The organism is Paenibacillus sp. An7 (assembly GCF_009870785.1).
Lineage (GTDB): Bacteria > Bacillota > Bacilli > Paenibacillales > Paenibacillaceae > Paenibacillus.
Genome location: NZ_WTWX01000009.1, coordinates 52,432 through 74,899, shown reverse-complemented (window position 1 = coordinate 74,899; position 22,468 = coordinate 52,432). Strand labels below are relative to the sequence as shown.

Annotated in this window: 24 protein-coding genes and 1 riboswitch; of the genes, 9 read left to right on the top strand and 15 right to left on the bottom strand. The window is 41.9% G+C overall.

Annotated elements, in window-relative coordinates; all coding sequences use genetic code 11:
* Positions 1-472 precede the first annotated feature (472 nt).
* Together GQY27_RS12470 and GQY27_RS12465 are read left to right on the top strand one after the other, a co-directional pair.
* Positions 473-1,480, top strand: a complete 1,008-nt coding sequence (locus GQY27_RS12470; protein WP_160034811.1) for an NAD(P)/FAD-dependent oxidoreductase — start codon at positions 473-475, stop codon at positions 1,478-1,480.
* A gap of 84 nt (positions 1,481-1,564) precedes the next feature.
* Positions 1,565-1,843: a hypothetical protein gene (locus tag GQY27_RS12465; RefSeq protein WP_160034809.1), complete on the top strand. Its 279-nt coding sequence runs from the start codon at positions 1,565-1,567 to the stop codon at positions 1,841-1,843.
* Here the strand turns inward: GQY27_RS12465 and GQY27_RS12460 are convergent.
* Together GQY27_RS12460 and GQY27_RS12455 are read right to left on the bottom strand one after the other, a co-directional pair.
* Positions 1,840-1,983: a sporulation histidine kinase inhibitor Sda gene (locus tag GQY27_RS12460; RefSeq protein WP_160034807.1), complete on the bottom strand. Its 144-nt coding sequence runs from the start codon at positions 1,981-1,983 to the stop codon at positions 1,840-1,842. The genes GQY27_RS12465 and GQY27_RS12460 overlap by 4 nt on opposite strands.
* 317 nt (positions 1,984-2,300) lie before the next feature.
* Positions 2,301-2,960, bottom strand: a complete 660-nt coding sequence (locus GQY27_RS12455) for a YheC/YheD family protein (protein ID WP_160034805.1) — start codon at positions 2,958-2,960, stop codon at positions 2,301-2,303.
* A 197-nt stretch (positions 2,961-3,157) separates the two neighbouring features.
* On the opposite strand from GQY27_RS12455, the gene GQY27_RS12450 reads away from it, so the two are divergent.
* Together GQY27_RS12450 and GQY27_RS12445 are read left to right on the top strand one after the other, a co-directional pair.
* The gene (locus GQY27_RS12450; RefSeq protein ID WP_160034803.1) at positions 3,158-3,361 is read left to right on the top strand and encodes a hypothetical protein; all 204 of its coding nucleotides are present in this window, start codon (positions 3,158-3,160) and stop codon (positions 3,359-3,361) included.
* Positions 3,362-3,472: 111 nt separating this feature from the next.
* Positions 3,473-5,002, top strand: a complete 1,530-nt coding sequence (locus tag GQY27_RS12445; protein WP_160034801.1) for a Ppx/GppA phosphatase family protein — start codon at positions 3,473-3,475, stop codon at positions 5,000-5,002.
* Here the strand turns inward: GQY27_RS12445 and ppk1 are convergent.
* Positions 4,977-7,070, bottom strand: coding sequence for a polyphosphate kinase 1 (ppk1, locus tag GQY27_RS12440; RefSeq protein WP_236570580.1), 2,094 nt, complete (start codon positions 7,068-7,070; stop codon positions 4,977-4,979). The two genes, GQY27_RS12445 and ppk1, sit on opposite strands and share 26 nt — an antisense overlap.
* A 286-nt stretch (positions 7,071-7,356) precedes the next feature.
* Between ppk1 and GQY27_RS12435 the strand changes: the two genes are divergently transcribed.
* Entirely contained in the window at positions 7,357-7,584 is a 228-nt protein-coding gene (locus GQY27_RS12435) for a hypothetical protein (RefSeq protein ID WP_160034799.1), read from the top strand.
* A 69-nt stretch (positions 7,585-7,653) separates the two neighbouring features.
* Here the strand turns inward: GQY27_RS12435 and GQY27_RS12430 are convergent, their stop codons facing one another.
* From GQY27_RS12430 to GQY27_RS12420, 3 genes are all read right to left on the bottom strand, one after another.
* Positions 7,654-8,031, bottom strand: coding sequence for a VOC family protein (locus GQY27_RS12430; RefSeq protein ID WP_442950905.1), 378 nt, complete (start codon positions 8,029-8,031; stop codon positions 7,654-7,656).
* A 179-nt stretch (positions 8,032-8,210) separates the two neighbouring features.
* Entirely contained in the window at positions 8,211-8,993 is a 783-nt protein-coding gene (locus GQY27_RS12425; RefSeq protein ID WP_160034795.1) for a hypothetical protein, read from the bottom strand.
* Positions 8,994-9,185: 192 nt separating this feature from the next.
* Complete coding sequence (locus tag GQY27_RS12420) at positions 9,186-9,545, bottom strand: HesB/IscA family protein (RefSeq protein WP_160034793.1); 360 nt, start codon at positions 9,543-9,545, stop codon at positions 9,186-9,188.
* Between the two features lie 368 nt (positions 9,546-9,913).
* Between GQY27_RS12420 and mqnE the strand changes: the two genes are divergently transcribed.
* Together mqnE and GQY27_RS12410 are read left to right on the top strand one after the other, a co-directional pair.
* Complete coding sequence (mqnE, locus tag GQY27_RS12415) at positions 9,914-11,020, top strand: aminofutalosine synthase MqnE (protein WP_160034791.1); 1,107 nt, start codon at positions 9,914-9,916, stop codon at positions 11,018-11,020.
* A gap of 180 nt (positions 11,021-11,200) precedes the next feature.
* On the top strand, positions 11,201-12,262 hold the full coding sequence (locus GQY27_RS12410) for an NAD(P)/FAD-dependent oxidoreductase (RefSeq protein ID WP_160034789.1): 1,062 nt from the start codon (positions 11,201-11,203) through the stop codon (positions 12,260-12,262).
* Positions 12,263-12,280: 18 nt separating this feature from the next.
* Here GQY27_RS12410 and GQY27_RS12405 read toward each other — a convergent pair whose 3' ends face one another.
* A complete protein-coding gene (locus tag GQY27_RS12405; RefSeq protein WP_160034787.1) occupies positions 12,281-12,532 on the bottom strand; it encodes a YuzB family protein in 252 nt (83 codons plus the stop codon).
* Positions 12,533-12,613: 81 nt separating this feature from the next.
* Between GQY27_RS12405 and GQY27_RS12400 the strand changes: the two genes are divergently transcribed.
* Complete coding sequence (locus GQY27_RS12400) at positions 12,614-12,862, top strand: NifU family protein (protein WP_160034785.1); 249 nt, start codon at positions 12,614-12,616, stop codon at positions 12,860-12,862.
* 48 nt (positions 12,863-12,910) lie between these two features.
* On the opposite strand, the gene GQY27_RS12395 is transcribed toward GQY27_RS12400, so the two are convergent.
* The 8 genes from GQY27_RS12395 to GQY27_RS12360 form a co-directional block, all read right to left on the bottom strand.
* Entirely contained in the window at positions 12,911-13,681 is a 771-nt protein-coding gene (locus GQY27_RS12395; protein ID WP_160034975.1) for an SDR family oxidoreductase, read from the bottom strand.
* Positions 13,682-13,811: 130 nt separating this feature from the next.
* Positions 13,812-14,651: a MetQ/NlpA family ABC transporter substrate-binding protein gene (locus tag GQY27_RS12390; protein ID WP_160034973.1), complete on the bottom strand. Its 840-nt coding sequence runs from the start codon at positions 14,649-14,651 to the stop codon at positions 13,812-13,814.
* A 58-nt stretch (positions 14,652-14,709) separates the two neighbouring features.
* Positions 14,710-15,378 (bottom strand): methionine ABC transporter permease, encoded by a 669-nt coding sequence (locus GQY27_RS12385; RefSeq protein ID WP_160034971.1) that lies wholly within the window; start codon positions 15,376-15,378, stop codon positions 14,710-14,712.
* The gene (locus GQY27_RS12380; RefSeq protein WP_160034783.1) at positions 15,365-16,390 is read right to left on the bottom strand and encodes a methionine ABC transporter ATP-binding protein; all 1,026 of its coding nucleotides are present in this window, start codon (positions 16,388-16,390) and stop codon (positions 15,365-15,367) included. The genes GQY27_RS12385 and GQY27_RS12380 overlap by 14 nt, the downstream gene beginning before the upstream one ends.
* 101 nt (positions 16,391-16,491) lie before the next feature.
* Positions 16,492-16,623: riboswitch (SAM riboswitch) on the bottom strand.
* A gap of 116 nt (positions 16,624-16,739) precedes the next feature.
* Positions 16,740-17,459, bottom strand: coding sequence for a Cthe_2314 family HEPN domain-containing protein (locus GQY27_RS12375; RefSeq protein ID WP_160034781.1), 720 nt, complete (start codon positions 17,457-17,459; stop codon positions 16,740-16,742).
* A 58-nt stretch (positions 17,460-17,517) separates the two neighbouring features.
* On the bottom strand, positions 17,518-19,293 hold the full coding sequence (locus tag GQY27_RS12370) for a UbiD family decarboxylase (RefSeq protein WP_160034779.1): 1,776 nt from the start codon (positions 19,291-19,293) through the stop codon (positions 17,518-17,520).
* Positions 19,294-19,454: 161 nt separating this feature from the next.
* On the bottom strand, positions 19,455-20,399 hold the full coding sequence (locus GQY27_RS12365; protein ID WP_328803000.1) for a COX15/CtaA family protein: 945 nt from the start codon (positions 20,397-20,399) through the stop codon (positions 19,455-19,457).
* A 265-nt stretch (positions 20,400-20,664) separates the two neighbouring features.
* On the bottom strand, positions 20,665-21,009 hold the full coding sequence (locus GQY27_RS12360; protein ID WP_160034777.1) for a thioredoxin family protein: 345 nt from the start codon (positions 21,007-21,009) through the stop codon (positions 20,665-20,667).
* A 141-nt stretch (positions 21,010-21,150) separates the two neighbouring features.
* Here GQY27_RS12360 and GQY27_RS12355 point away from each other — a divergent pair, with 141 nt between their 5' ends.
* Positions 21,151-22,461, top strand: coding sequence for a DUF2515 family protein (locus tag GQY27_RS12355; RefSeq protein WP_160034775.1), 1,311 nt, complete (start codon positions 21,151-21,153; stop codon positions 22,459-22,461).
* Positions 22,462-22,468 lie beyond the last annotated feature (7 nt).

Below are 22,468 nucleotides of genomic sequence, written 5' to 3'. Positions count from 1 at the left end.
TCAACTCTTTAATAGAAGGCCTAAGAATATAGTATGAAATTAACGCCTGAAAGCGATAACTTCTAAATAAAGATTACTTAGGCACCTTATAAACCCAACTTATAAAAATTGATTCGATCCATTAAAGGCAAAGATAGTTCTATCCCTATTCATTAAAACGACATGTTATGTCATGAGGTTTCAAAACTTTATAAAATAAACGGTAAATACGTAAAAATCAAGAAAAAAATTCACGCAACAAAAATGATAGCGATACAAACTTAAAATAGCAAGTGACAATATACCCTTTTACAGGTATAAAATACAGAATAACTACTTTAAATACAGGCAAAACAGAATGGAAATCACCTTTGCAACAAATTGCGGTAGTGTCTATAATGAAAATGAATTTAACTTAAGAATCGACAATCTCGTGGATATCCGTGACGTTATTGATTCACAATAACATATAGAGAAAGGTGTGTTCTATAAAATGACGACCTCTGCATCTGAAACTACTTACGAGATGACCGATTTACTCATTATTGGCGGTGGTCCTGCTGGAATGTTTGCTGCTTTTTATGGCGGTATGCGTCAGGCATCTGTGAAAATCGTGGAAAGCATGCCTCAATTGGGCGGCCAACTCGCTGCATTATACCCGGAGAAATTCATTTATGATGTTGCCGGCTTCCCTAAAATTACAGCAGGAGAACTGGTGAATAATCTCCTCACACAAATGGATCGTTTCGATACAGACATTAGACTGGAAGAAAAAGTCATTTCTGTAGAGAAGAAAGAAGAACGGCATTTTGTTGTTACAACCGACAAAGATGTTCATCATGCTAAATCCATCATTATTACAGCAGGTGTAGGCGCTTTCCAACCTCGCAGACTGGATCTTGAAGGAGCAACACGTTTTGAAAAAGCAAATCTTCATTATTTTGTCAGTGACCTGAGCCGTTTTGCAGGTAAAAAAGTACTAATCAGCGGCGGCGGGGACTCTGCTGTTGACTGGGCGCTTATGCTTGAGCCCATTGCTGAACAAGTTACACTAATCCACCGCCGGGACAAATTCCGCGCACACGAACATAGTGTTGAGAATCTGATGGCTTCCAAAGTAAATGTAATCACTCCTACCGAAATCGCTGAGCTGCACGGAGAAGATCGCATTACAAAAGTTACTCTCTCTCATGTAAAAACCAAAGAAACACAAGAAATTGAAGTCGATGATGTCATTGTAAACTTTGGTTTCATCTCTTCTCTTGGACCTATTGCTGAATGGGGCATTGATATTCAAGGTAACTCCATCGTTGTTGACACTCGAATGGAGACAAGCATACCTGGTATATTTGCAGCAGGGGATATCACCACATACGAAGGCAAGCTAAAACTGATTGCTGTCGGCTTCGGTGAAGCACCTACAGCAGTCAATAATGCCAAAGTATATGTAGACCCAAGTGCCAAATTATCTCCTGGACACAGCAGTAATATGAAAATGTAATATTTAGTTAATTTATATTTAAAGAATAATACACCAATAAAAAAGGGTATCTTACTCCTGACAACCATTCAGGAGGGATACCCTTTGACTTATATGTGCCCACTATGTAACGGTCTCAATGTACCTGCTGCACAACCTTGCCCCACCTGTGGTGAGCCTATCGTGGATTACGGATTAACGGAAGACTACGCCGGGCCTTACAGCCCTTATGTATCATCTTCCGATGATCTTACGATACCAGAAGCTAAAGGCTACTGCATTCACCTCATGTTCTGTCCTCACTGTCTGACGCAGTCTTCCTATGCTGTAGAGACATGGGAAGTGCAAGGCCATATTAGACCGTCAAACCACGAGGAACTCTAATGAAAAATGGCAGGGACGTCGGTATTCAGTTCACGCCTGAGGATCTCACCTAATAATAACTCGATGAAATCGCGTTCAAGTTGAAGCTCGATTGCCATGTGATAAGAATCGAGCAACATCTCATCTGAAAGCATAGCCATCTCCGACACAACCTTTCTTTATTTTCCTCGTCTCTATTCTATCAAAGATCAAAAAGTAGAACAAGCGTTCTGTTATCCACAACCAACTGTGGAAATCCTGTGTATAGTTTGTTAATAAATGGCAAAATCCGAAGTTTTAGAAGGAAGGATATGTGGACAATATTTATACACAGGATAAAAATGTAATTTTCTAAAGAAAAATATATTTCATATATTATTAGAGAAATTAGCTAGATTTAAAGTGAAATGACTAGATTATAAGAAATCCCCGAATATATTACCCATGAATTATCTTTCCTAAACCCTTTTTTAAAAATTTATTGCGGTCTCGTATTCACTTCCAAAATCCATATTTTACCAGAGTGATCAAGCCCATAATCAAAACCAAGTTCACCAATGCCCGGGAACCTTTCTTCCAGAAGTGCGGTGCAGGTCCGTGTAAGTTTGCGCATTTCTTGCTGCTTGGCTCTCGCATCAATATGAGGTAGTGAACGACGTAAAGCCTCCCGGCATTTCAGGAGTGTTCCTCCTTTACATACATTAGTAATGACGAGCCCTTTTCGAGCATGCCTTCCAAGCATGGCTGTAATCTTCCACCCTGTCTCTTTCTTCACAAATTTTACTCGGTAGTCAAGAGGCCGTCCCTTAATATGAGCCAGTGTAATTCCTTGCTGAATAAGATAGGTTCTTTTCAATTTATTTTTCGCGAGTGAACGATACATCGATTTATAGTTAGAGAAGCTATACGTATGAGACATTTTTGTAAAGGTATATTTCTCTCCCTCTCTTCCCACACGCATAACGCCGTTCCCACCCCCGCCATGCACGGGCTTAACAAATACCATTCCATATTTCTGTAACATATCTTTCAAATGTTGCTCGGTAAATATTGCGGTTTCTGGGATATGATTTGCGATATAAGGATTTGTCTGAAGAACTTCTGTTTTGATCCACTTACTTCCAATAGTTCGATTCATACGTTTCCCTCCTTCAGAACATAAATAATGAGGTCAGATTGAGTCCTAATACTATATATATTTCGGTAACTCTTTCTTCTCTTGTATGTCTGTCCTTATAGAGACGCCTTTTTATGAGGGAAAAGAGAATTGGGTTTTTACCAAAGATAGGCTATATTAAGAGATAGATTACGATTAGGAAAGGAGCTTATTACTTCGTGGCTCAATTTATTGAAAGTTTTTATGGGGTTGCCTATTTTGCAATGGCCATCGTACTCGTGGCAGTCACCCTTCTCACCTTTATCACCGGCATTAAGTTCATTCGTGATAAAAAACATATTGGATTTGGAATCGGCTGTATTGGCTTTTCCATTCTTTTTACCGTAATTATTATAGAAGCTATTAAGTTAGTTATCGCTTAAGTATTGGACCACAGGGAACCATCTTCTCCTACCAAGAGAAAGGTGGTTTTTTCGTATATCTCTTTTTCGGTTACAATAAGAAAAACGGGGAAAGAAGGAGCTGTTCTACCTATGTCGGAGCGTATGGGAATCATTGATATCGGATCAAACTCCATCAGACTTGTCATCTATGAAGTGCTGAATGGGGGGGCCTACCGGGTTTTATACGAGAAAAAGTATGCAGCAAGACTGAGTCAAAAGGTAGATATGGATGGGACGATCGGCTATGAAGCAATCAGCTCTATTCTGCCGGTACTCCGCAGTTATCAGGATATATGTGCAAGCTACCAAGTATCTCACGTCAGGGCAGCCGCTACGGCGGCGATACGTAATGCACAGAATAGCAGTGACATAACGAGGTGGATTAAGGAAGAAACTGGTCTTGAAATCCAGCTGATCTCTGGTGAAGATGAAGGGCGTCTTGGCTTCTTGGGTGTCATTGAGTCCATTTCCTTATCTGACGGATTTATTATTGACATCGGCGGAGGAAGTACGGAGATCACTCTTTTTCTAAACGGTCAATATGAGGAAAGCCTTTCTATTCCCTACGGTGCTGTCAATGCGCATGCCCGCTATGGCACTTCTACTCACTGGAGTCGTGAGATGGTAGATGATTTCGTGAGTTCCATACATACCTTTTTAAAAGAACATGTTTGGACACAGCACCATCCAGGACTTACACTGGTTGGTCTTGGTGGAACGGTACGATCTCTAGCTAAAATGGTACAGAAAAAACAAGAATATTCTCTTCCTGTCATGCACAATTACCGAATGGAACCGGAAGATATTCGCGTATTTTATAATACCCTTCCTTATATTCCTTCAGATCAACGAAAAAAAATACCCGGCTTATCAAAAGACCGGGCAGATCTGATCATACCTGGTGTCATTTTGCTGCAAACGATCTTCAACTGGCTGGAATCTACCCATTACATTGTCAGTGGAGCAGGGCTTCGGGACGGGCTATTCTATGAACTCATGCAAAAAGACTATCCTGACTTTATGAAACAGGACGTATTAACAAAAAGTATTTGGAATCTGCTTCATTTTCATTCCACAGCCCCGGCAGGACAGTTGAACCAAGTCCATTCCGGTATGCAGCAGCTGTATCAGGTGCTAGAAGGGGAAGCTTCGGTATCCGACAGCCGAATCATGTATGCCTCCTCCATGCTGTACCGTATTGGGGAACAACTTCAGCATCATAAAGCAAGCCAGCACTCGCTCTACTGGATTAAGAATCACGGAATATGGGGCCTTAGCCACCGTGAAACGATCATCACTGCGATCATAGCCGACTATCATCCAAAAGGCCGAACGCCTGCTGAGATCGACTATCATCAAGATATCTTATATTCAGAAGACTATAAACGGATCACTCGCCTTGGCTCACTGCTAAGACTTGCTTCTGCCTTGTACGGAAACGGAGGAACTGCCGTAGAATCGATGAAAACAGAAAAAAAAGACGACTTCCTGCAGCTACATTTAACTTGCCGCAGAATGCCGTCTATGGAACAAAAAGAACTGGAAGACATAAAAAAAGAAGTAGAAAAAGCTTGGAAAATACACTTACATTGGACTATCTCGATTTCTTCCAAGCCTTAATCTGAATCGCCTCAAATTGACTCCGAAGTAAAGGCTCCTTGTTATTCACCGGGACATAAGTTCCGTTAGATAATAACAGGCGGGCCTTTACGTTGTCTTTAAGGGAAAGTTCCAGTGTATTCACCAGTATTTCTTTTAATTTGCGGTCATTAACCGGGCACATGAGTTCGATTCGGCGATCCAGATTTCTTGTCATCCAATCTGCACTCGATAAATAAACTTCGAATTCTCCTCCATTCTCAAAGTAGAATATACGCGAATGCTCTAAGAAACGATCGACAATACTTATCACTTGTATATTCTCGCTGATCCCTTCAAGACCCGGACGCAGGCAGCAAACCCCTCTAACGATAAGCTGTATTTGTACTCCTGCTTGTGAAGCTGCATATAGTTCATCAATCATTTCTTGATTAGAAAGAGAGTTCACCTTGGCAATGATTCTTGCGGGTTTGCCGCTTTGGGCATTTGCTGCTTCTCGCCGGATCATTTCAAACAATTTATTTTTCAGTCCCTCTGGTGAGAGGTGAATCTCACCCAGCCCCTGCGCTTCTGAATAACCGGTAATCTCATTAAATACCTGTGAAGCATCTTCACCGATCTGAGGATCAGAGGTCAATAACCCGATATCCGTATATATCCGTGCCGTATTCGCATTATAGTTACCGGTGCCTACATGAACATATCTGCGAAGTGTATCTTGTTCTCTGCGTACAATCAAAATGATTTTTGCATGCGTTTTGAGACCTAATAAGCCATAAACGACATGGCATCCGGCTTTTTCTAGCTCTCTTGCCCAAGCTATATTTCGTTCTTCATCAAATCTTGCTTTGAGTTCTACGACGACGGTGACCTGTTTCCCCATCTCTGCAGCATGTGCCAATGCAGGAATTAACCTCGAGTCTCCATTAACCCGATATAAAGTCATTTTGATCGCCATCACATCTGGATCTTCTGCTGCTTCTTCCAGAAAATCAGTCACTGCATCAAAAGATTCATAGGGATGGTATAAGAGAACATCTTGTCTGCGTAAAATTTTAAAAAAGCTTTCGTCGGTGTGGAAAACTTCGGGATAGACCGGTTTTAGATTCGGATATTTTAAATGATTATATCCTTCAAGCTGGTCAACAAAACTGCCTAGAAACCCAAGATCAAGCGGACCTTGAATCTCAAACATCTGGTCGTCTTTAATACCGAATTCATGCTTTAAGTAAGCAAGCGCATTCGGGTGAATGCCCTCCTCCACTTCAAGGCATACCGGGGCCCCCCGTCTGCGGCGTCTCAGCTCTTTTTCTATTTCTTCGAGTAAATCTTCTACTTCTTCTTCATTAATATAAAGATCTGAATTTCGGGTTAACCGAAAACCATGAACCGACTCTGGTATGTACCCGCTGAACAGCGTATGAATATGATGTTTTATCAGCTCTTCGGTAAGGATAAATGATTTTTTCTTACTGTTTGAACGGAGTGGAACCTGAATGACTCTTGGAATATTGGAAGGGACTTGGACGATAGCAAAATAAAATTCATTCGCGTCTCCTTCTTTCCGCAAGACGACAGCGAGATAAACAAACTTATGATGCACAAGAGGAAAAGGTCTGCTTTGATCTACAGCCATAGGTGTAAGCACAGGAAAAACAATATCATGATAATATTGCTCCATTGCCTTCTGCTGGGTTGCATTCAGATCTGTGTATTCCATAAATACAATGCCTTTTTTGGAGAGCTGTCTCATAAGATCCCGATAGGAGCGGTACTGTTCCTGAATCATCTTAGAGATCCGCTTCATTAATCGTTTGTATAGACCCGTTGGTGTGTAACCCGTAAAATCTTTTTTCATCAGCTCTGCCTTTATCTTCTCTCTTGTTTCGGCAACCCGCACACTCATAAATTCATCAAGATTTGAGGTAACAATGGATAAAAAACGAACACGTTCTAATAGAGGTGTGTCCACATTTTGCGCTTCTTGAAGTACTCTTCGGTTGAACTCGAGCCAGCTTAAATCGCGATTCAAATATGAATATATTTCACGTTCCGTCCTGTTTTCTAGAATCACATTCTCTTTTTTCATAAGACCCCTCACAGTAAGAATCATTATAGTAGCTCACTCTATTGTAAACCCTACTAAAAGAATCAATCATCAGCCCTATGTTAAATTTATGTAAACATAATGTAAAATCTTCCATCTAACTGCATATATATATCATAGATAGAATGAAGAATTCATAAAGTTTCGAGTGCGAATCTGCCAAATTCTATCGAATGCTTTACAATAGAGTAGAGAGAAGGTAAAGTGTTTACGTCAGCTCTCTTTAGGGCATTAGAACGTAATTAACACCTAATAGAAGGAGGATACGATGAATTCTAACAAATCTAGAACGCTGCAAAAAAACATAGAGTTTTTTACTGCTGCCTTATCTCAAACCGTCGTTTCCGTCTGGCAGGAAGATTCCGCAGGCGTATATTGCGAAATCGCTCGCGGATATGTAGAAATGTTTTCTAATGATCAGGTTCGAGTTCGAAGTGAAGATGGAATGGAACACCATTACTCTAGAGATACCGTTATATTCCAAACCGAGGTTTAATATATAGATACGACTACATGACACGAAGCAGTACCCGTTGTAATGTAGTCGTTTTTTAATGCTTACAGGTTAGGATGAATACGGTGCAGCAAATTCAATAATGTTCTGATCGGGATCGAGGATGAAAATTTGGGCAAAACCAGCTACACTGTTTGGTCTTGCTTCGTAGGGGATTCCTACTGATTCAAGCCAATGCTTTGTTTTTTCATAGCTTTTTACCCATACAGCGAAGTGTCCGTCCGTTGTGTCGATGCCGCTCTTCCGAAGTGTCTCTCCTGCTGGGTGCTGCAATAAATGCAGCTGCTGATCTTTTCCGATTGCGTACCAAACTCCTGTTGAATCAAAAGGAGGCCGTGTGATTTGTTTCAATTGTAATTTTTCGGAATAGAACTGATGAGCCTTTGTTAAGTCTCGAACAGCCAAACTCACATGATGGATTCGTTCCATTTCAATCACGGTAGTTGCACCTCTTTTTGTGTATTTTGTATAGGAAATAGTTTACAAAATAATCTGTAATGCTATGCTAACACATCCTGCGCTTCTTGTTTACACAAATTCTGAAATCTGTAAATATAATTAAAAAAAGAGCTGGCAGCATCTCTTCATGCGAGATCGTCAGGCTCTTTTTATTTACTCTCCCACACGACACGACTCGTGACCAAATCGATAATTTTTGCATTTTCGACAAAAGCAGCTAGCTTCAACGCATCCTGTTTATTAAAAAAAGCATCGAAATAGGATCCGTCTACATATAAAGCAACACCATGTTCTTCAGAAGGAACCTCGGTAGAATTTACTGCATTCGTCAATATCACCTCTGCGTTATCCTTGCTGGGTTGTTCAGCTTCTTGCGAAAATTCGTCTTGTTGTTGTGCAGTTTTTTCTGTTGCTGTTACGGCTTCGCTCTCTATGGTTTCGCTCTCTGTAGTTAACTCATCGGTCTCTTCACGCTGTACGGTTTCTGTACCATCTGCATATTCAGTCGTAATCTGCCCTAGATCTCTATCCTCACTCGAAACAACAAATTCTGTATGAAGAGGCTTCTGATAATAAACCACCTTAGTGGACGAAGAGCTTAGTCGCATAAATATCAAAAATCTCTCGGAGTACGATACCGTAATCGTTCCTTCTGCGGCATTTGGAAGCTGCTGATAACCCACGGTTAACTCCCCTTCTGAATCATACCAATCGTTATCCAGTGCTTCCTGTTTAAACTCGCCAAGCGTCTCAGGTGACGGCGGAAACTCTAAATAATCCGAAGCTTTTTTGACGATATGTTCTGAGATGGGCTGTGCAATGTAATCCGAAAGTACAGGTTCAACCACTTTTTGTACCAGAATCAACAGAACTGCACAAATAATCAGCATGACAAGGATCGTTCGCAGGACCCTATTTATGTTGTTCGCCATCATCCTATCCCCTTTTTCTATGTACAAAGACCTACTTATATAAAAGATATCGGTGAATATGATCATTATGATGAGTCTTACTGATTTATAAAAAAACAAAAACCCCCTGAACTAAGTATCACTTTCGCTATACTTAGGTTCAGGAGGTATTGTCCTACACATTTTAAATTTTGATTCTATGAAAAAATGCCCTTAACAAGGCTCTTCGTTTGGTTTGCCTGCATCGGTTGCCGTACGGAACGAAGAACCGCATCCGCAGGTAGCAACCGCGTTCGGGTTATGGATGGTGAATCCCCCGGTCATGCCGGATTCTTCAAAGTCGATTTCCAGACCTTCTAACAGACGAAGGCTGTCTTTCTCCACAACTACCTTCATATCCTGAATCGTCATAAATACATCTTGATCTGTTTCGTTATCGTCAAACCCCATTGCATATGAAAATCCGGTACAGCCACCGGGTGCTACGCCTAGACGCAAAAACATATTTGGTGTTTCTTGTTGCTCAAGCATCTCTTTCAAACGCTCTGCTGCTGCATCACTAATGGTAATCATCGGTCATACCTCCTTCTATCTAATAAGATTCAAGTCATCTCACGTTCAAAGGGACGTAGAAATAAGTTGAATTCCTATATCATATGTAGAATTATACTCCACCTGTTCTCCTACCTCAAGAGATGAACATGGAATAAAGGTCCTAAGTAAACAAGCTTTTTACACCTTTGTATTGAACCGCTTGGATGTGAGGTTTATAATAGTAGGGAATTGTACATGTAATTGTCAAAGATTTGTCACAGAAACCTGCTTTTGTAGCCGTAATTTCTATTGTAACTTTTTTCACATTCTAACATGACAACCGTTTTGTCTTTGAATTATTTAATATGCGGGCGAACACAGAAAGTCATGACTCAGGAGGAATAAGCATGTCTACATTAATCACACCATTTACAGATACCAAAATGGCTGCCATCGTCGAAAAAGTACAGAATGGACAGCGTTTGACACTGGAAGACGGTGTTTATCTTTATGAGAGCGATGATCTTCTTACGATCGGACAACTTGCCAATGAAGCAAATCTTCGCAAAAACGGTAAAAAAGTATATTTCATTGAAAATATGAGTTTGTATTTTACAAATGTATGTGAAGCACGCTGTGCATTTTGTAACTTCAGAAAAGACCAAGGGGAAGAAGGATCTTATACCCTTTCTGGACAAGAGATGATTGACTATGTAGAACAGCACATCCATCCTGGTGTTAGGGAGTTCCACATTGTTGGTGGCCATAATCCTCATGTTCCATTCGAATATTATGTTGAATCCCTGCGTGCTCTGAACGAAAAATATCCGAATGTTACGCTTAAAGCATATACGGCAGCTGAGATTGATTTCTTCACACGAATTAGCGGCCTTAGTATCAAAGAAGTTTTGCAAGAACTGCAAAACGCAGGACTCCAATCCCTCACAGGTGGCGGGGCAGAAATTTTATCGGATGAATATCGTCAGAAAATGAAAGTAACCAAAGCCAATGTTGATCGCTACCTCGAAGTCCACCGGACAGCTCATCAGCTTGGTATGAAAACACACACCACCATGCTTTATGGTTCTGTTGAATCCTACGAAGATCGAATTCAGCATATGCTTCAAATTCGTGAGCTCCAAGATGAAACAGGTGGATTCATGGTCTTTATACCACTCTCGATGCAGCCGAAAAGTAAAAATGCCGGTATTATGCGTCGTAACTCTGCCTATGAAGATCTTAAGACCATTGCGATCTCAAGACTCATGCTTGATAACATCGATCATGTGAAAGCCTATTTTATTAATATTGGCCCTCAATTAACCCAAGTAGCTCTCAGCTTTGGTGCTTCTGACGTGCATGGTACGATTGTACGTGAACAGATCAGTCACGCTGCCGGTGCGCTTACACCTGCAGGGCTGACTCGTAAAGAATTAATCTGGCTTGTAAAAGGTGCAGGCCGTATTCCCGTTGAACGTGACACCTTCTATAATGAGATCGAAGTTTTCGAATAATGACCTGATACTTGAAAGAGTTCCCATATGGATTCAGCTCTTTACTATAGAGCTGAATCCAATTTTATTGCTTCAGCAATTCCATTCATTATCCCATCATCCCCACCCGGCCAAATGCATCATGACCGAGCGTAAACTAACATCTTTGCAAGATCGCATAAGAAAGGAAGTTAATTCGTCATGAAAAATATCGTTATCCTCGGAGGCGGCTACGGCGGTCTTACCGTTATTAAACATCTTCTTGAAGGCTCTATCCCAAATGATACCCAGATTGTCCTCGTGGACCGTATGCCTTTTCAAGGGCTCAAAACTGAATATTATGCACTAGCTGCAGGGACTGTATCTGATTATGATCTGCGTGTGCAGTACCCTGTTCATGAACGTCTGACCTATAAATATGGTGAAGTTGAATCTATTGATTTAGAAGGAAAAGTAATTCAAATTCAAAATGAGGACCCTCTTCCGTATGACCAATTAGTTATTGGTCTTGGGTGCACGGACCGTTTTCATGGAACTCCGGGTGCAGAAGAATGCAGTAATACCATTCAAAGCTTCCGAAGCACACGTGAGACCTATCTGCGCGTAAGTGAAATTAAACCTTACGGTCAAGTTCACATTGTAGGAGGAGGACTCAGCGGGGTCGAGATTGCTGCAGAAATCAGAGAAAGCCGTTCAGATCTAAATGTAACCATCTTGGACAGAGGTGACCGTGTTCTTTCCGCTTTTCCGCAGCGATTATCTGCTTATGTAGGAGAATGGTTCGCAGAACATCAGGTAGAGATTAAAAATCATATCTCGGTATCCAGAGTAGAACCTCATGCCATTTATAACCGAGATGAAGAAATCGTAACGGATGCGGTAATATGGACTGCAGGAATTCAGCCTGTAAAAATCGTCCGTGATTTGAATGTACAGAAAGATCCCCAAGGTCGTGTTACTCTTAACGAGTATTATCAAATTCCTGAATATCCTGAAGTATATGTAGTGGGTGACTGTGCAAGCCTTCCTTTTGCACCAAGCGCACAGGCTGCTGAAGTGCAAGGAGAACACATTGCACATATCATTCATGCACTTTGGAAGAATGAAAAACCCAAAACCGAAGCTCTCAAACTGCGCGGTACTCTAGGAGCACTTGGCAAGAAAGCTGGTTTTGGGCTTATGGGTAAGACATCGATGATGGGACGTGTTCCGCGGATTCTAAAAAGCGGTGTCCTCTGGATGTCGAAACGTCATCTGGGTTAAAGAAGAAAGTTTCTTCCTTTAAAGATCCAGGTCATTCCATGCGTCAATTTCTGCAATTTTGGACAAAATGGCTTCATGCAATTCTTTTGCACTTGTTGCTGTGACAACTTCCCCATTCACAAGAGCAAATGGAGTGCTGCTGCATTGTCCGCAATTCGTGAGGCATCCGTATTCGATTACATCGTATTCGAGGTTTTCTTCCAGTGCCTCAAAGATTTCATCTGTTCCAAAATGCATGTTGTTGGTACAAAATTCAATAATGGGTCTCAAATTATTCACCTGCTTCAGTTTTGACCATTTTATTTTGACTTCAATTGTACTATAATAAAGGGAAGGAAAGGAGTTGACAATATGAGCGAAAACGTACAAAGCAGCACCATGTATGATGAAGTTCTAGAAGTTCTTGATAAACTTCGCCCATTCCTGCAACGCGATGGCGGTGACGTGGAATTGGTTGATGTTGAAGACGGCATCGTTAAGCTGAAACTAATGGGTGCTTGCGGTAGTTGCCCAAGCTCCACCATTACATTAAAAGCAGGGATTGAACGCGCACTCGTTGAAGAAGTAGAGGGCGTACAAGAAGTAGTTCAAGTATTCTAATCATCCCCTCAGCATATAAGAGAGTCCCCTATTCGGGACTCTCTTCTTTTATTCTGTAATGGTTGGACGAATAGGATCAAGTCCTCCCGATATATCCATAATATTCCCAGTTATAAAGTCCGATTGGTTCTTACATAGATAATGAATAACTCTTGCTACATCTTCTCCGCTTCCTGGTCTTCCTCTTGGTGTCTCCTTATCAATTAAACCACTTACTTGTTCAATGGTCATCTCTTTATGTGCTCCCCTGATATCACCAGGGCAAATCATATTTACAGTAATGCCATAAGGTGCTTCTTCGACGGCAAGCGTCTTTGTAAAAGAAACAAGCCCTACCTTCGCAGAGGCATAAACCGCCCGTTGTGGCCAAGATCTCGCTTCACCGGCATGACTGAATCCGAAATGGATAATTCGGCCCCAATTTTTCTTCCGCATACCCGGAAGCACCCGATGATCTAACAACATCGTCCCTACCAGATTTCCTTGCGTTAACATAATAATATCTTCTTGCGTATATTCGGAAAACAGCTTTCGATCCCTAATAAAAGGACCGGCATTGTTTATAAGTATATCCACTACACCAAGCTTATGCTCTACTGTTGAGATCAACCGTTCGATATCTTCTGCCTTACATATGTCCGCCTGTACTGCGATGCAACGAACACCCCGTTCTTTGACAGCTGCACATAATTCCTCTGCTTCCTTCTGACTATGTACATAATTCAGAGCAATATCATATCCTTCTGCTGCAAGCTGAAGTGCTGTCATCTTGCCAAGTCCCTTAGCGCTTCCTGTAATCAGAGCGACTTTGTTGTCCAACATCCCTTCCTCCTCCTAAAAAGAGCGGTTCCTACTCAGTATAATATAGCAGGAGTAATAAGAAAAGAAAGAAGGATTTCTAGAAAAAAGAACCTGCCTCTATGAACAGAGCGCAGGTTCTTCGTCGTTTTTAGAATGCAGGAACAATGGCTCCCGCATAATTATTTTCAATGAACGTCTTGATTTCATCGGAATTCAGAGCAGCATTAAGCTTTTGTACAGCTTCATCATTCTGATTGTTCTCACGAGCGACAAGCACGTTCGCATATGGAGAATCTTCATCTTCAATGAACAAGGCATCCTCAAGTGGATTTAAATCAGCTTCAAGTGCATAGTTCACGTTGATTACAGCGAGATCTACTTCACCCAGTTGTCTTGGAAGCATAGCTGCGTCCAATTCAACGATTTTCACATTTTTCGGATTCTCCGCAATGTCACTGATTTTAGACTCTACATTCATGTTGTCTTTCAGTTTTATAATACCGTTTTTATCAAGTAACATCAGGGCACGACCACCGTTAGTAGCATCATTAGGGATGGCGATCTTTGCACCCTCTTTTAATTCATCTACAGATTTAACTGTGTTAGAATAAGCTCCAATAGGTTCTACATGAACATTGTTAAGAGCTACCAAGTTCAAACTGCGTTTTTCATTTTCATCATTCAAATACGGCTTGTGTTGGAAGAAGTTCGCATCCAGCTGGTTTTGAGACAGCTGTAAATTAGGCTGTACATAATCGTTAAAGATGGTGATCTCAAGATCAATACCTTCTTCTGCGAGGATCGGTTTTACCTGCTCCAAAATCTCAGCATGCGGTACAGGTGATGCTCCTACTCGAAGGGTGACTCTTTGATCTGTCTGACCGCTATCGCCACTTCCTGTCGTATCCTTACCAGCAGAATCATTTCCACATGCAGCTAGAACTAGTACCAATGCGAGTGTAAGACCAGACAATAACCATTTTTTCATCGTTAACATCGTTAAACCCTCCTAATTATAGTAAATCCCTATCTCTTAAAGCGAATTGCTATTTACGTGTAAAATGTTTGACTAATCTGTCCCCTGCCATCTGCAGGACTTGTACCAGAATAATCATAACAATAACCGCAACAATCATCACTTCTCGTTCATACCTGTAATACCCATAGTTAATGGCTAGCGCACCCAGTCCCCCTCCGCCAACCATCCCGGCCATTGCGGTGTAGGATATGAGGGTAACCACCGTGATTGTAATCCCTGCAAGTAAACCAGGAAGAGCTTCAGGCATGAGCACCTTCATGATAATCTGCCCCGTGGAAGCCCCCATCGCCTGCGATGCTTCGATAACACCCTTGTCTACTTCGCGCAGAGAAGTCTCTACGAGCCTTGCAAAGAAAGGTGCTGCACCTACCACGAGCGGCGGGATTGTTCCCACAACCCCGATTGTTGTGCTAACAAGCGCTTTTGTGATCGGAAGCATGGCAACAATCAGAATAATAAAAGGAACCGAGCGCAAAATATTTACGATAAAAGAAAGCACAGTGTATATGACACGATTTGGCATAGAAGCAGATCGTGAAGTTAAAAATAGAATAATTCCCACCGGCAGACCAATAATAAAAGTAAAGATACCGGATACAAGCAGCATACTTAGTGTTTCTAAGGTAGCTTTTTGAATCTCATCCCAGTTAATGACGGAAAAATCAAGACCCACTATTCAGCACCTCCACTTCAAGACCTTGCGAAGTCAAGGATTCAACCGTTTTTAAAATCTGTTCAGGATGTCCCTCTAAACGAACCATCAACTGACCATACGGCATCTGCTTAATTGTAGAGATTGTTCCTTGCAAGATTGCAAAATCCACTCCGGTTTGCCGCACCGTCTGTGATAAAATCGAATCATAAGTTTTACTCCCAAGAAAAGTGATTTTTACCGTTTGTGAATGTTCTAAATGCGTAGCCTGAATGGCTTCCTTCATTAAATCGCTAACTTCCGTCTCACGTAAAATAAATTCTTGGGTAACGGGATGTTGTGGTTTCAGGAATACTTCTGCCACTGGTCCTTCTTCTACAATCCCGCCTTGATGAATAACAGCCACCCGGTCACAGATGGTCTGTATTACATGCATCTCATGGGTAATGAGTACAATCGTAAGATTGTACTTCTGATTAATATCAAGCAAGAGCTTAAGAATGGAGTTCGTTGTCTGCGGATCAAGCGCTGAGGTCGCTTCATCACACAGCAGGACTTGAGGATCGCTTGCCAGCGCCCTTGCGATACCGACACGCTGTTTTTGTCCTCCGGACAGTTGAGAAGGATATTTGTTACTGTGGTTGGTAAGTCCCACCAGTTCAAGTAATTCCTTCACCTTTTGATCTACTTTCTTGTTGTCCGTTTTTACTAAACGCAGCGGGAATGCGATATTCTCATAAACTGTGGCAGAACTCAGCAGATTAAAATGCTGGAAAATCATCCCTATTTTGCGCCGCTGCGCTTGAAGTTGTGATTTATTTAATTTTGTCATATTAATACCGTCTACATAAACATCACCCGATGTTGGACGCTCTAATAAGTTAATCAACCGAATCAGTGTACTTTTCCCTGCTCCGGAATGACCGATTACACCAAAGATTTCGCCTTTATGAATAGACAAATCAAGCCCTGAAAGTGCAGTGGTTACGTGCTTTCCTTGTCCATAATCTTTGCGGATATTTTTTAATTCAATCAATACGGTACCTCCTTGCCTTGCGGTCATTCTCATTTTGACTCATAGACACAAAAAACCCCCTTTTTCACAGAAAAAGAGGGCATCAATAGTTAAACGACTCCTTCTCATCTGCCAAGACCAAAATGTATGATCTTGAAGGATTTAGCACCATGTCATCCTATATAGAAAATATTCTATAAAGAATCGGTTGCCGGGCTTCATAGGGCCTGTCCCTCCGCCACTCTCGATAAGAATGATATGCAGTTATGAATAATGATAATGTCGAATGTTGACGTTTGCTAAACAAATAATTGTTTCAGAAACTTAGTGAAAGTATATGATATTTCATAACACTTGTCAAAGGAAAATATTAAGAGCGAACCGTTTGTTTTTTCCATGTGCTAATCATGTACTCAAAGGATTCAAGTAAACTTCTCGAGACGAGATCCACACCAAGTTCCAGATCAGAAGTAAATGCTTTTAGGTCTTCCAGTTTCACTTTCCCATGCAGTGCCTGATGCCTTTGCCATAAATCATCTTGCATCTCCACATTCATATGATGGATCTCTGTGTTTCGTCTCTTGCGAAGACGATTCATGGGCTGATGATACTTATCTTTCAGGCTGCTTAATTGGATGAGAAGTGTCTTATGTTTGGGTTGCCCTTCGAGCTGTTTCAGAACCGTGAAATAGGAAAAATGCGCTTTGATTCTGGAGGTCTCTAAGTGATACCAGTCATCTAGAACATTACCCAGTTTGTCTAAGGTTGCAAACATACGGATAAAGCCGTCCTTGTAAAAGTATACGTATCTGGCATAATCGGCTTTCTCGTCTGGTCCCATATCATCTGTTGATTCTGCATGAACCTTTGCCGCATAAAAAGAAGCAGCATACGAACTTTGTTCGAACTCATCTAATGAGGTGATGAGTCCACGGGTCCATATTTCCAATTCACGATAATCATGTGTTGGGTCTGTACTCTCTTTTATTTCATTCATGAGTAACTGCAGCATGCGTGCCATTGCATCCATTGCTTCTTTCAAGTATCCCGAGTTCACCCGGGGTGGTTCACCTAATAAAGTACGCAGCATATGAACATCCTCCCTGTACCTCATTTTTCCCCATCCAGGCACTCAGAATCCCTGCTTCTTATTGGACCTTTGCGAAATATGATTTCCAGCGCGAATCGACGAGTTCTACAATATCTTCCCGCGGAATGACTTCTTCAGGGTAACCTGGCTTCATCCGCGCATCAATCACGATTGGCAAGGAGTAACCAATATGATTCCGTTTCACTGAAGTATCTGCATACATGTCACTTGCTGGATTAAAGCGAGTAAACACGGTCCATAAAAAGGACATCTGATTCTTCGCTGTTTCTTGTGCATGATCGACCAGAATGACGAGCGGCCAAGTCTGTTCGAGTGCCCCAAAACGTTCTACGAGCCGGCCTGCAAGTTCTGGTTCTTCCTCATAGGATGCTCCCTCTACAAGCAGTACCCCGCCGCAATAAGGTGTGATATTGGATATTTCATTCACAAATCCACCTTCGTATGTGCGAGGAAGATCGCGGACTTTCTCTCCAACACCCACTAAGATGGCTTTACTTCCGTGGTTCAGCTTGTGACCGGTATAATCCAGCGTATCATGTGAAGTATGATCAAAAATGAACAGATCCGTCTTCGGATCAAATCGTTCGAGTACCGTTTCAATTAATGTCGTAAAGTTAGATAATTCAATGGCCTGATCAGTTAAAATCAAAAATTTGGTCAATGACAACTGACCTTGTCCAAGTATGCTAAATCCGGAAACTAATGCCTCACGCGAATAGCTTTCCCGTACAACAGCAGAAGCAAGCGCATGAACTCCGCTTTCCGCATAAGCCCACAAATCTTTCACCGTCGGCATGACAATGGAGTAAGCGGGAGATAATAAGCGCTGCACGAATTCTCCGAGATAATAATCCTCTTGACGTGGTTTACCCACGATCGTCATCGGATAAATCGCATCTTTGCGGTGCCACATCCGTTCCACGTTCAAGATTGGAAACTCATGAGCCAACGAATAATAACCGAAATGGTCACCAAATGGTCCTTCCATTCTACGCTCGTGAGGCGGCACTATTCCTTTAATTACAAATTCTGCTTCAGCCGGCATGCGGTGTCCCCCGTACGGGTCATCAACCATTTTCAGCTTGTCTCCCATAATCAGAGAAGCCATGAGCAGTTCAGGAAGCTTCTCCGGGACAGGAGCGATTGCAGACGCAATGAGAGCGGGAGGTCCACCCAGAATGACAGATACCGGTAACCCTTGTCCGCGCTGTTCCGCTTCATGGTAATGGAATCCGCCGCCTTTTTGAATTTGCCAGTGCACACCTGTTGTATGATCATCATAAATCTGAATTCGATACATCCCAAGGTTGTGATCTTTATGATCATCCGGATGTTCTGTATAAACGAGCGGTAATGTTAAGAATGGACCTCCGTCCAGCTGCCAGCTCGTTACCTTCGGAAGCATTCTTAGCGGGGTTTCCGTTTGATTGGCAGATAAAATGGGTGCATCACTTCGCTGCACTGTTTTCAATCCCACTTTTAGCGCCTCTTTAATCAAGCCTCGTTCATTCCAGAGTGCTTTGGGTGTAGGAGGCACAAGCGTTTTCGTTGCACCCACAATGGATTTCATAAGTTCTTCAGGTCTTGGTCCAAATGCCATATCTACTCTACGACTGGTTCCGAACATATTCGTGAGTACCGGAAAAGGAGTTCCTTTTACGTTTGTAAATAACAACGCAGGTCCCTGCTCCTCGATGACACGTCTATGAATTTCTGCTATCTCTAAGTAAGGATCAACAGGCACGTCGATAATAACAAGGTCTTTTTCCTGTTGTAATTTGGTTACAAACTCACGTAAATTTGAATAAATCAATGTGGAAGATCCCCCTTTATAAAACAAAGCCCTGCGAAATCGAATTCGTGGACTTTGTCATTTACCTATGTAGCCTTCGGACAGGCACCAACCTATATTGTACACTGTCCCGCTATTTTTTTCCAAGATACATCTATTGTATCCATTTATTTAACTGCCTTTTATGAGCGATGAATACCTGCCGGCTTAGCCAGTTTCCATACTACATAACTCATGTAGGCAAGAAGCCCGAACAATACCGAAATAATGGTCATATGAGCAAGTACCACAAACATGTAAATTTCAGGACGATCCATTGTCAGCATCAGGCCTACACCGGACAACACTTGTATAATTACGAGAGAGATCGCGGTAATCCCAAGCATTTGTAACTCCCTGTTCCCTTTATTATAACGATAAGCATAGTAACTGAGGACTGCAATAATGACAACAAGGAAAAATGCAGCAACACGATGCAGGAACGCTACAGCTACGCCGCCTGAAAGTTCAGGAATCACGGCTCCATTACAGAGCGGGAACCCACTGCAGCCGCCTGCAGACTCGGTATGGCTGACGAAAGCCCCTGTATAAACAACGATATAAGAATAAATCATCGTTAGCCACACTAAATTACGAAATTGTTTGCTTACCCGCGGCAGGCTGTCGAACTTAGCGAGTCCGCCAAATTTTTGTTCTTGCCTTGCACCAAGGGTAGTCATCAAGGAACTTGCAAGCGAAATAATGGCAAAACCAAGATGTAGTGCCATAACAGCAGGTACTTGGGAGAATACAACGGCGAGTGCTCCCATCATCCCTTGAATAACAACGAAGAATAATGTTAACAGTGAAAAGATTTGTAGATCACGGCGCTGTTTAGCGAACAGTATAAAGAGTACAAATGTGGTAATGGACAGCAGCCCTGCTGACGTACTGACAATCCGGTGTGAATATTCAATGAGTGAAGCTAGTGTATGTGCAGGCACAAATTCCCCATGACATAATGGCCACTCATTTCCGCAGCCAAGGCCCGAATCCGTACGTGTAACTACCCCGCCGCCAAATGTGGCAAAAAACATGAACAGCGTAGTCACAAAACTAAACCATTTTAAAAGTCTGATATGCTTCAACCTTATTCACCTGCAATTATATGATGTGGCGGAAAAACTCTCCGCATGCTGATTATATAAGCAATGCTCAGCAACTCTCATTATTATAACGGATAAAAGAATTCGAAACATGAGGGGATTGTGACAATATCTTAACGGCTGTTAAAACGTAACATTTTGCATTGTTTCCTCAGATCCTATCCATATTTATGGTATTCAGCACGGTCCAGCACAAAAAAACACCGCTCTTTTTTAATCAAAAGAACGGTGTTTTATTATGATTATTCTAGCTGCGCAGTGTTTGATACACTTCAACCGCCCGCTTAAGGAATTCTACAATTTCCTCACGTGATTTGCGATTTTTATTTACGAAACGAATGAGCTCGCGTCCATCTGCATAAGCCACAAAACTAGGGATTCCTAGAATGTTCTGTTCCTGACTTAGATCGCCGGTTTGTTCTACATCGACTTCAATCAGGCTAAGCAGCTGAGAAAACTCCTGCTCTACCTCCGGCATGAAGGGATCGATAAATCTGCAGTCTACGCACCAGTCTGCTTTAAAGACAGCAACCGTCAAATTAGAAGATTGGGTTAAAACATCGAATTCCGCTTTAGAAGTAATTTTTTTCATCCTTATTCATCCTCTCTAGTTTACAGCTCGTATAGATCTTCTGGTTTAGTGAATCATTCTTGACGAGTGGAAGTCAAATCATTCGTACATACTATTATATAACTAGGCAAAGTCTGTAGCAAAAGAGGAGGCAAGAAAAAGATGAAAAGTCAGCAATCTTCTGTCCATTCTTTCGACGCAATTTGGCAAATGGTAAAGACCTTGCCTATAACTGCAGCAGAAGTGATTCGCGGTAAACAGGCTGCTATTCGTTCATCGAAATGGCTCCGTCATCCGCTTCGTCCACTCACTTGGCCAGCTTCATCTGCTTCCTGGATACAGAACGAGCTGGAACAAACACTTGCCAGTGTACGAGCCAGCGGAGTTCAGCCCGCTTCCATGCGGAGCAGTCAGCTCGATCCTTATAGCGTCGAAGAGCTGGAACTGGTACGCGAGATCATGGAACAAACTCAGCAGCATAATCAAAGTAATCTAACAAGAACGGCTGCTTATTTGGCTTGCTATGAAGCCTACCCGGAACTTCACTGGGCCCTGCTTGCTCATTTGGTATCTCGTAACGGCGGCTACAATATGACCGATTTAAAGAGCGATCTTTTGCAGAATGTACTTAAAAGTCAGGATAATAAACAAGTTTATCTTCTCTTAGAACGGTGTAATGCACTTATTTTTCAAGATGCCTATCCGCAGCTGATGTTATATATGAAAAGCCGAGAAAAAGGTCGAAGCTATTTTCATTTGTTATCTGAGTTTCATGTTTCTGCCTTTATGAGTCCTTTTTGGGAACAATTCTGGCTTGAACGTAACAGTGAGATCTTGACCGTTGGTCTCATTATTAACGAGCAAAATTATATCGAGAACCGGGTCATTCGCAATCCCTATTATCAGCATCATGTCATGGCTACCCTCTCTTTTCGTTCCCATGAACTGGCTGGGCTTAATCATATTATTATTCCGCTTGGTGTGGATCAGGAATTGGTCGGTTTGACGATGAATCATTTCAATAAACTGCATGAACGGATTGAGTTCGGCAAAGCACTGTATGCCCTGTTATTCGGGTATTCGCAGGTACTAGAGAGAGCCACTGCCTTTTCTAAAGAAATCCCCCATGAAGGTTCCCGAAGTGAATATTGGCCTAAATATTACACTTCCCTATATGGTCAGAAACGAGAGGACCCCCTTCTCACAGCTGCACTAAGTAATAAAGAGGTGCTTTCTAGAGACAATAAAATATATAGTCCTACATTATATAAAGCTTGGTATGATATGCCCTATGAGAAAATAACTCGTGAAGACTGGCTTACGCATACCCCTCATACAGACACACTGGGCCACCTCAACCTTCCAAGGAGACCACGTATATTTGATGTGAGTTACCGGCACCGGTTCGCTCTATGGAAACTTGGAATTGTTCATGATCTGAGCGAAATAAGAAATACCAATAAGAATCTATAAAAAAAGA